The sequence below is a fragment of the Acinetobacter sp. PFS20 genome (genome assembly GCF_052261015.1).
Taxonomy (GTDB): domain Bacteria; phylum Pseudomonadota; class Gammaproteobacteria; order Pseudomonadales; family Moraxellaceae; genus Acinetobacter.
This window is the reverse complement of sequence record NZ_JBPVZE010000001.1, coordinates 1301643-1313938: the sequence shown is the minus strand read 5'-3', so window position 1 is coordinate 1313938 and position 12296 is coordinate 1301643. Positions and strand designations below refer to the sequence as shown.

At 39.7% G+C, this 12296-nt stretch carries 12 protein-coding genes; 3 read left to right on the top strand and 9 right to left on the bottom strand.

Annotation, left to right across the window (positions count from 1 at the left end; translation table 11 throughout):
* Window positions 1–8: 8 nt before the first annotated feature.
* The 8 genes from ACS125_RS06230 to ACS125_RS06195 all read right to left on the bottom strand — a co-directional run bounded on the left by ACS125_RS06230 (window position 9) and on the right by ACS125_RS06195 (window position 7990).
* Window positions 9–371, bottom strand: coding sequence for an ASCH domain-containing protein (locus ACS125_RS06230; protein WP_443271089.1), 363 nt, complete (start codon window positions 369–371; stop codon window positions 9–11).
* A 9-nt stretch (window positions 372–380) separates the two neighbouring features.
* Entirely contained in the window at window positions 381–620 is a 240-nt protein-coding gene (locus tag ACS125_RS06225; RefSeq protein ID WP_003654760.1) for an RNA recognition motif domain-containing protein, read from the bottom strand.
* Between the two features lie 72 nt (window positions 621–692).
* The gene (locus tag ACS125_RS06220) at window positions 693–2672 is read right to left on the bottom strand and encodes an ATP-dependent helicase (protein WP_443271086.1); all 1980 of its coding nucleotides are present in this window, start codon (window positions 2670–2672) and stop codon (window positions 693–695) included.
* Between the two features lie 115 nt (window positions 2673–2787).
* Window positions 2788–3360 (bottom strand): HdeD family acid-resistance protein, encoded by a 573-nt coding sequence (locus ACS125_RS06215; RefSeq protein WP_034596457.1) that lies wholly within the window; start codon window positions 3358–3360, stop codon window positions 2788–2790.
* Window positions 3361–3495: 135 nt separating this feature from the next.
* Window positions 3496–4254, bottom strand: coding sequence for a hypothetical protein (locus ACS125_RS06210; RefSeq protein ID WP_443271084.1), 759 nt, complete (start codon window positions 4252–4254; stop codon window positions 3496–3498).
* Window positions 4255–4342: 88 nt separating this feature from the next.
* Window positions 4343–6979: a type I DNA topoisomerase gene (topA, locus tag ACS125_RS06205; RefSeq protein WP_312820890.1), complete on the bottom strand. Its 2637-nt coding sequence runs from the start codon at window positions 6977–6979 to the stop codon at window positions 4343–4345.
* A gap of 35 nt (window positions 6980–7014) precedes the next feature.
* Window positions 7015–7464: a hypothetical protein gene (locus tag ACS125_RS06200; protein WP_004794821.1), complete on the bottom strand. Its 450-nt coding sequence runs from the start codon at window positions 7462–7464 to the stop codon at window positions 7015–7017.
* 148 nt (window positions 7465–7612) lie between these two features.
* A complete protein-coding gene (locus ACS125_RS06195) occupies window positions 7613–7990 on the bottom strand; it encodes a winged helix-turn-helix transcriptional regulator (RefSeq protein WP_005302097.1) in 378 nt (125 codons plus the stop codon).
* 99 nt (window positions 7991–8089) lie between these two features.
* On the opposite strand from ACS125_RS06195, the gene ACS125_RS06190 reads away from it, so the two are divergent.
* Window positions 8090–9100, top strand: coding sequence for a zinc-binding alcohol dehydrogenase family protein (locus ACS125_RS06190; RefSeq protein ID WP_443271081.1), 1011 nt, complete (start codon window positions 8090–8092; stop codon window positions 9098–9100).
* Between the two features lie 54 nt (window positions 9101–9154).
* On the opposite strand, the gene ACS125_RS06185 is transcribed toward ACS125_RS06190, so the two are convergent.
* Entirely contained in the window at window positions 9155–9400 is a 246-nt protein-coding gene (locus ACS125_RS06185) for a SlyX family protein (RefSeq protein ID WP_004794826.1), read from the bottom strand.
* 32 nt (window positions 9401–9432) lie between these two features.
* On the opposite strand from ACS125_RS06185, the gene ACS125_RS06180 reads away from it, so the two are divergent.
* Both ACS125_RS06180 and ACS125_RS06175 read left to right on the top strand, forming a co-directional pair.
* Window positions 9433–11343: an ATP-binding cassette domain-containing protein gene (locus tag ACS125_RS06180; RefSeq protein ID WP_174758231.1), complete on the top strand. Its 1911-nt coding sequence runs from the start codon at window positions 9433–9435 to the stop codon at window positions 11341–11343.
* A gap of 222 nt (window positions 11344–11565) precedes the next feature.
* Window positions 11566–12198, top strand: coding sequence for a LysE family translocator (locus tag ACS125_RS06175; RefSeq protein WP_174758232.1), 633 nt, complete (start codon window positions 11566–11568; stop codon window positions 12196–12198).
* Window positions 12199–12296 lie beyond the last annotated feature (98 nt).

Below are 12296 nucleotides of genomic sequence, written 5' to 3'. Positions count from 1 at the left end.
AACGTTATTTATGGTAAATCCAGCTCAACTTGATAAATTTTACGTTTCGCTAAAACTTTTAGTGGCTGCTTTATAGGACGAACATTACTTAAAACCCAAGCAAAATACCCTTCGTCCCAAGCAGTTGCACATGCTGACTCAATTTCATCGTTTCGCCAAGCATGAATAGAGTCGACATCAACTAAAGCGACAGCAACTCCCTCTTCTTCATCTGTATCTTTAACCAAAAATTTTTGGTTCTCGACAATTAATAGATCTTTGATTGGCAGTTTTGTAGGTACCCATGAACGTACTTCAAGTGTTTTGATACCTTCAGCGATACGAGTGCCATTTGGCGTTACAATCGAAAGAGCTAAAAACTGTCTTTTCACACTAAAGACTTACTCTTCAGCTGCTTTAACGCGAATTCCATTACCTTTAACTTTAAGCAGGTTTAAGCCTTTAATTGCCTTAATTGCTTCACGTGGGTTAGGCATTTCAACAAAACCAAAACCTTTTGATTTGCCAGTGTCTTTATCAGTAACAAGAACACACGTTTCAACTTTACCAAATGCTTTGAATAACTCTAAAATTTCAGTTTCACTCACAGCACGATCTAAATTACGAACTAATATCTTCATTTTCTAACCTTAATTGGCAATTAAAGGGAGTAGCCAATATATTTAAGTAATCACAGTGTCTTATACAGTAGTTTAATCCAGATCGATACCAAAACCTAAATTTACTGTAGGTGAACGGTTCCATTGTTTTTTAGCAAATGGCTGAGGTACTTGCCTATGAATCTTTGCCTGAACTAAATGTGCAGGAAGATCATTTAGGAAATAACTTTCGATTTTACGACCTTGCTCGTCATACGTGTCTTGCGACCATGTATTGAGATTTTGCTTGGTCAAAATTAATTCATTCTCTGCACGTGTTAATGCAACATACAATACGCGGCGCTCTTCCTCGACATCATCAAAATCGCCCTGTGCCCTTGCATAAGGATATTGATTTGGCGATACATGAGGTACATAGCAAACTTTCTGTTCGGCACCTTTAGCTGAATGAATCGTAATTAACGTCACTAAATCCTGATCAGCTGCTTTCTCAATTTCAGAAACTGAAATAGGTTCAAGAACATATTCTTCAAGGAATTCACCTAAAGACGCATGTTTACGTGCAAGTTGTTTGACTAAATCAAAGTCTTTTAATCGGCGAGACCAATCTTTAGTTTTATAATTTTGCTCTAGTTGTTCACCTAAAGCATCGAGTGCCAAGCCAATACTTGCTTCAACATGCTGCTGTAATACATCTAGCTGTTTTAAAATTAAAATCGCTTGTAAAGGGACTTTCCCATGACGTTCTAGACGATTGCAGCGCTCTTCAACGTCAACAATTCCCATCAACTCTTGCGCTAGCTTACTTGCACCAACATCACCAATACCATCCCATAAGGTTAAAAAACGCATCCACGCCAAATCATCGTGAGGATTGCTCACAATGCGTAGCAAGCTAAGCACGTCTTTCACGTGTGCAGATTCAAGAAGTTTTACCCCACCAATAAAACGATAAGGAATTTCAGCGGCAATAAAAGCCCCTTCTATATAACGAGCGCTATAACCAGAACGTACCAAGACCATATGGTCATACCAGCCCGCACCTTGTTGATGGCGCGTTATTAAATCTTGTGCAATCCAGTTTGCTTCTTCAAACTCATTACCAAACAAATGTAGCTGTGGTTTTTGCCCTTGACCACGATGAGCTTGCAGCTGTTTTTGATAATCAATTGGACTGTGTGCCAACAACCAGTTTGATAAATCCAAAATCTCTTGAGTCGAACGGTAATTTAAATCCAGTGTATGAATAACTGCATCGGGTATCCGCTCTTTAAAAGAATGGATATTTTCAAAGTCTGCACCGCGAAAACCATAAATCGACTGGGCATCATCGCCAACACAAAACAGCTTCACTTTACCAATCAAGGGCTGCAATAAAGCCCATTGCAAAGGATTGGTATCTTGCATTTCATCAACTAGCAATGCCTGACAGAAGCCTGCCACCCAATTGGTGAGCGCTTCTGAGTTTTGTAAATGCACCGCCACAATCGACAAGATATCGTCGTAATCTAAAAAATTACGCTCTTTCTTACGTTGCTCATAAGTTTTCATCAACTCAGCAATTTGTGCCTTATGCTCATAGGCTTCTGGAAGTTGCTTAAGGAGTGCTTCAGAAAGTTTGGTTTGAGTATTTCTTGCATAGGAATATAAATCGCACAGCTCTGCGGCTTTGGGCAAGACGTTATCTTTATCTTTGCCTCTTAATAAGCGAAACATAAGCAACTGATCATCACGATCAATAATACTAAATTGATTTAACCCAAAAGCTTGCGGGTTACGGCGTAGCAAATACATACAAAACGTATGAAAAGTTGAAGCTCTCAGACCCTTTGCCTGTGCTCCCACATGTTGTTCTACTCTCGCAACAATTTCACTCGCAGCACGGCGCGTGAACGTTAAAATCTGGATTTGGTTCGCTGGTAAGCCTTGATCAATTAAATAAGCTGCACGAGCAACAATGGTTTTAGTCTTGCCACAACCAGCGCCCGCCAAAACTAAACAGTTTTGTGCAGACGTAGTAGCTGCTTTTTTTTGCTGAGCATTTAGTTCATTAATTAATTTTGCAAGACTCATAACACATATCGCTAAAACACCAAGACATAGTTTAACAGACCGAGGCAACAGATGGGTCTGCCTATCCTAAAAACAAAAAGAGCACTTAAAGTGCTCTTTGGTTGAATATTATTTTTTAAGATACTGTTTTTGAACTAGAAGGAAGATGTTTAATGGCTGAAGCCAAACCTAGAAAGTTAATTCCCTGAAATAAAATATCAATAGCAAGGAACATTCCTAATACCCAAAAAGGTGAATCTTTAGAAACTAAAATTAAAATACCTGTAGCGAGCGTCAATAACCCTGAAAAAAGGGTCCAGCCCCATCCAGTAATTGGCTTAAGTAAAATTGCATTTATGGTACGTATAGCACCAGCAATGATCAGCGCTATAGATAATAGGCTTGTCAGAACCACTGCTGTAGTGACTGGAGTAGAAAACGCATAATAACCAGCCATTAAATAAAGCACACCAAACAGTGCCCACAACCATCGGCTTGCGCCTTTAAAAACACTCATAGCCGCGACGAGATGCAAAACACCGCCGACCATCATGAGTATTCCAAATAAAAAAACAACAGAAAAAGTCGCAAATGGTAATGAACTAAATAAAATCAGGCCAAAACCAATAAGCACAAAGCCCAATATCAAATACCATTTACGGTCAGCATGTAACTGATTACGTACTAAATCATTACCTACAGTTTTCATCATGGCTACTCTTATTATCAGGTATTAGAATTTCATCTACCTAATAATAGTGATGCACTTCACATTTTTTGTCTGTATAAAATCTGCATCGTTTCTTAACAATTGATGTGGATAAAGCAGTATTTATCCACAGTTTTATTTCATCCAGCCAATTTCTTGAGCTGTAATTAAACCTATTACTGTTTCATGTAAGCCATTCGGCATTTTACTGCTCTGCTCAGACAAAGGCGTTTGACCACCCATGATTTCGGCATCGGTTTGTGGATATAGAGGTACTTTTTCAGGTTGGGCATAACCTAAAGGATAAATAGGTTGTCCTGTTTTTAAATCATATTTGTCTTGTGCCCCAAAGCCATGTAATAGCTCATGAACAATCACGACCTGATTTTGTAAAGCTTGTGTCTTGGTCGCAAATAAATTCACACTACCAATACGACCTTTTTCTAAAGCAGTCGAATGGATCAAAACTTTTTGATAGTTGGGATCATAATAATTTAAATAAAGTTTAAGTGATGCGCCAATGTCTTCGGGTTGTTTTTGTCGCCATGCATAGAAACGAAATTTTAAGCTCCACCACATAACATGCAAAATATTGGCATTTTGAGGAACCTCGGGTGGTCGTTGCTGCAACTGTTGCCCTAATCGAATTGTAAAGTTTCCTGATTGCCCACGATAATGCTGTGACCACTCACTTAAATAGCTGTTAATTGCCCAAAAATCTTCATTTTTCAACTGATGAATATAGCTCTGTGTTATCTCTAAACCATCTGCATTAATAGGATGTAAAACGACTACAACTGGTCGATTCCAATCTTGATTTTGATCTCGCCATGCTTGAACAGCAACAATCAATAAAATAATTAATAAACATAAGACCCGAATGTTTTTCCACATTCTTATTCCCCATAAAATTAAAATTTTCTTTTATTGTTTTAGACATAAAAAATGCTAGCTGAGCTAGCATTTTTTATGTTGGACTTGATTAGCCCTCAACCCATTTACCATCTTGGTAAACTAGGCTCCATTTAGTTTGTTTACCTTCTGGGGTTTCTGAACCGACATATTGTGATTGATTCTTACGACTGAATTTCACAATTGTTGGATTACCTTCAGGGTCTACATCTGGCGCTTGTAAAATAAATTGATATTTTGGATCAAGCTGAGCTGCCACACTACGTAACTCTGCAACTTTTGGCGCACGTGTTTCACGAATTTTCGGGAATTTACTCGCTGCCAAGAATAAGCCCGCCGCACCATCACGCAACACAAAGAAGTCATCATGTTTCGTTGAACGTAAATGTTCCATCTTGATAGGTTCTACACGTGGAGGTGCAGGTTGACCACTCTTCAAGACTTTACGGGTATTGTCACAACTGGTACAAGCGAAATACGGACCAAAACGACCCGTCTTCAGCTGCATTTCACCATCACATTTATCACATGGGATCGTTGGCCCATCATAACCCTTAATCTTGAACTCACCTTCTTCAAGCTCAAAACCATCGCAATCAGGGTTATTACCACATACGTGCAGTTTACGGCCACCATCAATCACATAGCTGTCCATGGCAGTGCCACATTTTGCACAGCGATGCTTTGACATCAAGTCAGCAGTTTCAGCACCATCATCATCAGATAACGCAGCTAAAGACTCAACAGGTGTTAAGTTCAATGTACCCTTACAACGCTCTTTAGGCGGCAAGTTATAGCCGGAACATCCTAAGAATACACCTGTTGTACCCGTACGAATTTGCATTGGACGTGAGCATTCAGGGCAATGTACAGCTGGGACTTCAACTGGTTGGTTACGGCGCATTCCATGCTCGCCTTGAGCATTGGTCAGACGTTTCTTAAAGTCACCGTAGAAAGTATCGAGTAACTCTTTCCAGTTACGCTCGCCTGTTGCAACTTTATCGAGCTGTCCTTCAAGGTCTGCCGTAAACGCATAGTTCATCAAGTTATTAAAACTTTCATCCAGACGATCCGTCACAATCTCACCCATTTTTTCGGCGAAAAGACGACGGTTTTCTAACTTAACGTAACCACGTTCCTGAATAGTAGAAATAATCGCTGCATAAGTCGAAGGGCGACCAATACTACGTTTTTCAAGCTCTTTAACTAAAGATGCTTCAGTAAAACGTGCAGGTGGTTTAGTAAAGTGCTGACTTGGATCTAACTTTTCTAACTTTAAAATTTCGCCTACTTTAATAGCAGGTAAAATAATATCGTCATCTGACTTATTCGCACCACGTACTTTAGTAAAGCCTTCAAATACAAGCGTACGGCCTTTTGCCTTTAGCTCAACATTCGCTGCTTCAACAATCAAAGTAGAAGACAAATATTCTGCTGGTGTCATTTGACACGCAACAAACTGACGCCAGATCAAATCATATAGACGTTGAGCATCACGCTCTACACCCGCAAGCTGATCACCTGTAAGTGCAACATTTGACGGACGAATCGCTTCATGGGCTTCTTGAGCACCGGCTTTGTTCCCATAGCGGTTTGGCTTTGCCGGTAAATATTTTTCACCATATTGGCTTTCAATATGCGCACGTACCATGCTTACTGCATCATCACTCAAGAAAGTTGAGTCAGTACGCATATAGGTAATAAAACCAGCTTCATATAAACGCTGAGCTAACATCATGGTTTTCTTCACAGAAAAGCCTAACCGTGTACTCGCAGCCTGTTGCAGAGTTGAAGTAATGTAAGGTGCACTTGGATTGACCTTAGTTGGTTTATCTTCACGCTGTGCAACTTTATATTCAGCACCTTTTAAAACATCTAATAAAGCATCAGTTTCAGCTTTATTTTTCAGTTTAAGGGTTTTACCAGCCTGTCTAAATGCCTCAAGACGAATGTCATCTTTTTTCGCTTGGGTATCTGCAAAAACTTGCCAATATTCTTCTGGAATAAAAGCACGAATTTCTCGCTCACGTTCTACAACCAGTTTCACTGCTACTGACTGCACACGTCCAGCAGATAAACCACGGGCAATTTTTTCCCAAAGTAATGGCGAAACCATAAAGCCCACGACACGGTCTAAGAAACGGCGTGCTTGCTGAGCATTTACACGGTTTAAATCTAGACGTGTTGGCTGTTTAAATGCTTCTTGAATGGCATTTTTAGTAATTTCGTTAAATACCACACGGTGATAACGGCTGTCATCACCACCAATCACTTCTCTTAGGTGCCAAGCGATAGCTTCCCCTTCTCTATCCAAATCCGTTGCGAGATAGATTGCATCGGCATCTTTAGCGAGTTTTTTGAGTTCAGCTACAACATTTTCTTTACCAGGCAGAACTTCGTAATGTGCTTCCCAACCATGCTCAGGATCAACGCCCATACGATTAACTAAAGCCTGACTCGCTTTTTGTTCTTTTTCGGCTTCGGTGAGTTTAGTCCGGGCAGCCGGCTTTTTCTCTGTTGATTTACTGCCACCTGTTGGCAAGTCACGTACGTGACCTACAGAAGACTTTACAATGAATTGCGAACCCAAATATTTATTGATGGTTTTCGCTTTGGCAGGCGACTCCACAATCACTAAGGCACGTTTAGGTGCAGCAGGTGCAGTAGATGCTGTGCTTTGAGATGCAGAGCGCGAGGTATTCGCCATATAAAATGTTATTCCTATACCAATAAATTTAAAAATCAGGCTTTAGCCAAGGTCAACAGATAAGCCTTCATCTCATCTAATTGTGTTGCTCTCAGGTCTGATTCCTCATCCCAATAAAGCCCTACACAGTTTGCCTGCATATCAATAGCATAAATCCCTTTTAATGCAATGGGAGAATCATTAAATTTCTCATCGCCCTGAACCACTTTTAACTTGCCGTCTATAACACGAGCACGCATTAAGGATAAACGGGCATCAGGAATCAATACACTATAATAAGCAACCATGCTGGCACGCTTTTCAGTAGCCATTGGGACATGTGTCCATTCAGGTGCAACAATTACACGTGGATGTAACCCTATTTTTCGGGCTTTATCACGCATAATACCAAGTGCCTTTTCACGTGGGCTCACTCTTAAACCAAAAATGGAGCCTAGTACGAAAAGAACAATGATAACGGTAACCCAAATTCCCATATTGTCCATAGCAAAACCTATTAATCTCTTTTATTAGAGTTGCATAAGCTGACCAGAAAACGCAAGTTACATCAGAAAAATAATACCCGATAAGATCGCAAGGCCCAAAATATCGGTATTTCACGGTGCAAATTGCCACGTTGTAACTCAAATATATTTAAGAGTTCTGACCATCATTAACAAGTGTCAACTTTCCAAATCGGTCAAGATGAGCATCACCCCACAGTTTTAAAGCAAATAAAATTTGCTCAAGACTTTGTCCTAATTCGGTCAGGCAATATTCCACTTTAGGTGGAACCTGAGGGTAAACTTCCCGATGAATAATTCCGTCTTGCTCTAACTCACGTAACTGATTTGTCAGCATTCTTTGGGTAATGCTCGGAACACGCTTTCGAATTTCATTAAACCGTAAGGTACCCTCATTAAATAAATGCCAAAGAATGACGCATTTCCACTTTCCGTCAATCAAACTAATGGCCGCCTCCACTGAACAACCCGGGGAGCAATCAAAACTTGAATGTCGTAGTTTTGCCATTTTACAGTATCCTTTTTGACACTATGAGCGTTATTTGTCTGTAGTCACTAAATTTAAGCTTACGTTATGATCAAACTCTCAACAAGAGGAATTATTATTATGAAAGCTGTGGCATATCAAAAAGCAGGTCCCATTACTTCATCAGAAGCACTCGTTGATATTGAACTCGACACTCCCGTTGCAGAAGGTCGTGATTTACTTGTTCGTGTCCAAGCAGTTTCAGTTAATCCGGTAGATACAAAAATTCGCAACAATGTAAGCCCAGAAAATAATCAGTGGAAAACTCTAGGTTGGGATGCAGTAGGTGTCGTTGAAGCGATTGGAGATCAAGTCTCCCAATTTAAAGTCGGAGATGCAGTCTGGTATGCAGGCGCACTCAATCGCCAAGGTAGTAATAGTGAATTGCAGTTGGTTGATGAACGTATTGTGGGTCATAAACCAAAAACTTTAGAAGAAACTGAAGCAGCTGCTCTTCCTTTAACTGCTATCACGGCATGGGAAATGCTATTTGATCGATTACAAGTACCTAAAGTTACCCCAGAAAATACATCAATATTAGTCATTGGCGGAGCTGGTGGAGTAGGTTCAATCACAATTCAGCTACTCAAGCAGTTGACTAACCTAACAATTATTGCGACAGCTTCACGAGCAGAAACTAAAGAATGGGTTAAGCAACTTGGTGCTGACTATGTATTAGATCATCGAGAGTCTTTAGCAGCCCAAATCAAGCACTTAGGTTTAGATGCACCTTTATATGTATTCTCAACCACTCAAACAGATCAGCATCTCTCAGATATCGTAGAGTTGATTGCGCCACAAGGCCATTTTGGCTTAATTGATGATCCGGCCCAGTTAGATATTAAACCTTTTAAATCGAAGTCAGTATCGGTGCATTGGGAGTTTATGTTTACACGTTCAATGTTCCAGACTGAAGATATGCAAAAACAAAGTGAACTATTAAATGAGGTCAGCAAACTAGTTGACGAAGGAAAAATCAAAACGACCGTAACCGAGGTTATAAGTCCAATTAATGCTGAAAATTTAAAACGAGTTCATCAGCAAATTGAAAGCGGCACAACAAAAGGGAAAATCGTATTACATGGTTTTTAAATAAAATTGAAGATATTCCCTAATAAAATGGCAAGTATTGAACTTGCCATTTTATTAATAGTGAGGAGGTTTATTAGTTAATGGATCAAAAGCGGCAATGCCTTCTGATAAATCCGATGATTCCACACGTTGATAGAGAAATTGCATTTGTTTTTTTAAATCAGCTATTTCTAGAGTCTGAATAGCGAGTTGTTGATTTAATTCTTCAACTAAATCATCCAAAAATGTAATTCGCACTTGCAAATCTTCAATGGGTGCGGACAATGACGCTTGATCATCATGATATGGTGGTTTAGTCATTTAAATCCTCATTTGAGATTCTGGAAAACATTATGGCCTATATTACCCTAAGGGATGTCCAACTTGCTTTTGGCGGACCTGCCCTACTCGATGGCGCGAACTTTAATCTAGAACGTGGCGAACGAGTCTGTTTAATTGGGCGTAATGGTGAAGGTAAGTCTACTTTACTTAAACTGATCGAGGGAAGCCTATTACCAGATTCTGGTGAAGTTTCCATTCAAAATGGTCTAACTGTTTCAATGTTAGCCCAAGACGTTCCAATGGACTCTGGCAAAGTAGCGGACATTGTGGCAGATGGTGCAGGTGAAGCTTCTGAAGTACTCAGAGCTTATCATGAAGCGACCGACGCTTGTATGTTAGGAGATATGGAAGCCTGTGATCGCATGGGTAACCTTCAGCATAAGCTAGACCAACTAGATGGTTGGGCATTAGAAAATAAGGTAAATGCTCTTTTAAGTAAAATGGGGCTTGATCCAAATGCAGACTTAGCGGACCTGTCAGGTGGACGTAAACGCCGTGTTTTATTGGCTCGAGCTCTTTTGACACAACCAGATGTATTACTTCTAGACGAACCAACGAACCATTTAGATGTTGAAAGTATTGAATGGTTAGAAAAGTTTTTACTGGATCAAAATAATTTAACGCTTCTATTTATTTCGCATGACCGTTCTTTTGTAGATAGTATTGCAACTCGAATTGTGGAACTCGACCGCGGTATTCTGCGAGGTTATGAAGGCAATTATTCTCGCTATTTAGAGCTAAAAGCTCAGCAAATGGAAGCAGAAGAAAAACAGAATGCTTTATTTGATAAAAAGTTAGCTGAAGAAGAAGCTTGGATTCGCCAAGGGATTAAAGCACGTCGTACGCGTAATGAAGGTCGTGTGCGTGCCTTAAAAGCTTTACGTGAAGAATCAAAAGCACGCCGCTCACAACAAGGCAAAGTGAGTATGGCAACTCAAGACGCAAATCGTTCAGGTAAATTAGTATTTGATATTGAACATTTAAGCGTTGCTTACGACGATAATTTACTGATCAAAGATTTCTCTACCCTTGTTATGCGTGGCGATCGTATTGGTTTGGTAGGTGATAACGGCGTTGGTAAAACGACGTTGATTAAAGCCATTTTAGGTGAAATCGAACATGGCGGTTCAGTTAAAACAGGTACGCAGTTAGAAGTTGCCTATTTTGACCAATTACGTAATGCCTTAGACCTTGAAAAAACAGTCATGGCAAACGTTTCAGAAGGCTCTGACTTTGTTGATGTGAATGGCAACCGTCGCCATATTTACAGCTACCTTCAAGACTTCTTATTTTCACCTGAACGTGCTCGTACTCCGGTAAAAGCACTTTCTGGTGGTGAACGAAATCGAATCTTACTCGCTAAATTGCTACTCAAACCATCGAATCTGATTGTAATGGATGAGCCAACCAATGACTTGGATATGGTGACTCTTGAGCTTCTAGAAGAAATGCTGTCTGATTACAAAGGCACATTGCTACTCATTAGCCATGACCGTGCATTTATGGATAACGTCGTAACATCTACGTGGGTATTTGATGGTAAAGGCAATATTGCAGAATACATCGGTGGCTACCAAGACTATTTGCAGCAACGTCCAGATGACAAAGTAGTCGATCAGAAATCTGATGTTAAAAAAGCTCAGGCAAAAGCTGAAGCGGAAAAAGCTGCTGCCCAAAGTACCGTTAAAAAGGTCAAACTAAGTTATAAAGATCAGCGTGAACTTGAACAATTACCCGCTGAAATTGAAAACTTAGAAAAGGAACAAGCGGAACTTTCTGAGAAACTTGCAGATGGTTCATGGTTTGTTAAAGATGCTGATGCAGCAACAAAAGCAAGCCAGCGTCTTGCAGAAATTGACGAGTTATTACTTGAAAAATTGGAACGTTGGGACGTGCTTGAACAAATGAGCAAAGGAAACTAATTCGTTTTACTTTCCTAAAAAGAACTTTAAAAAAGAGCCTTCTTAAATTAAGCAGGCTCTTTTTTATATTGTGAATATAAGCTTTTAAAAACTTAAAGCTTATAAATCACATTCCTATAATGGATTATATCTTCGCTATTTTTAGTATTTTTAAATAGTCTTGGGTTTGAATATAAGAATTATGTTATATCTAACAGCATAATAATATTGGAGTGTTTTAGCATGCTGGAGCTTTCTCAAATTTTGGCATTTGGACTAATTTGTTTAGCGATGGTCCTCACTCCTGGTCCGAATATGATTTACCTTATTTCCCGTTCAATTTGCCAAGGGAAAACCGCTGGATTTATTTCTTTAGGTGGTGTAGCGGTAGGCTTTATCTTTTATATGCTTTGCGCTTCTTTCGGGATTACAGCATTAATTGTAGCCGTTCCTTACGCTTACGACACTATTCGTATTGCTGGTGCAATTTATTTACTCTGGCTTGCATGGAAAGCCCTACGTCCAAATGCCGCTCCGATTTTTAATGTAAAAGATTTATCAGTAGATTCCCCTGCTAAACTCTTTTTAATGGGTTTCGCGACCAATCTGCTTAATCCTAAAATTGCGATTATGTATTTATCTTTACTGCCACAGTTTATTCACCCCCAACAAGGCAGTATTTTGTGGCAATCAATTCAACTCGGTACGATTCAAATTTTTGTCAGCGTTTCAGTAAATGCGCTTATTGTACTTTCTGCGGGTAGCATTGCTCTTTTTCTACAACAAAAACCTCTTTGGGCAAATGTACAACGTTGGCTGATGGGAACTGTACTGGCAGGACTCGCTGTTAAAATTCTTTTAGAAAATCGCCGATAACTTAAGCTTCTTATTTCCTCTCTTCTTAACACTCAATTGAACAGTGTATTACGACGATAAATTCAGTTCGTGATACACTTTTGCCTGTTTTAACTTTT

Excerpts from the sequence above, each read along its gene's own strand:
- topA (WP_312820890.1), bottom strand. The coding sequence starts at position 6,979 with ATGGCGAATACCTCGCGCTCTGCATCTCAAAGCACAGCATCTACTGCA.
- ACS125_RS06210 (WP_443271084.1), bottom strand. The coding sequence starts at position 4,254 with ATGTGGAAAAACATTCGGGTCTTATGTTTATTAATTATTTTATTGATT.
- ACS125_RS06175 (WP_174758232.1), top strand. The coding sequence starts at position 11,566 with ATGCTGGAGCTTTCTCAAATTTTGGCATTTGGACTAATTTGTTTAGCG.
- ACS125_RS06200 (WP_004794821.1), bottom strand. The coding sequence starts at position 7,464 with ATGGACAATATGGGAATTTGGGTTACCGTTATCATTGTTCTTTTCGTA.
- ACS125_RS06190 (WP_443271081.1), top strand. The coding sequence starts at position 8,090 with ATGAAAGCTGTGGCATATCAAAAAGCAGGTCCCATTACTTCATCAGAA.
- ACS125_RS06195 (WP_005302097.1), bottom strand. The coding sequence starts at position 7,990 with ATGGCAAAACTACGACATTCAAGTTTTGATTGCTCCCCGGGTTGTTCA.
- ACS125_RS06215 (WP_034596457.1), bottom strand. The coding sequence starts at position 3,360 with ATGAAAACTGTAGGTAATGATTTAGTACGTAATCAGTTACATGCTGAC.
- ACS125_RS06180 (WP_174758231.1), top strand. The coding sequence starts at position 9,433 with ATGGCCTATATTACCCTAAGGGATGTCCAACTTGCTTTTGGCGGACCT.
- ACS125_RS06225 (WP_003654760.1), bottom strand. The coding sequence starts at position 620 with ATGAAGATATTAGTTCGTAATTTAGATCGTGCTGTGAGTGAAACTGAA.
- ACS125_RS06220 (WP_443271086.1), bottom strand. The coding sequence starts at position 2,672 with ATGAGTCTTGCAAAATTAATTAATGAACTAAATGCTCAGCAAAAAAAA.
- ACS125_RS06185 (WP_004794826.1), bottom strand. The coding sequence starts at position 9,400 with ATGACTAAACCACCATATCATGATGATCAAGCGTCATTGTCCGCACCC.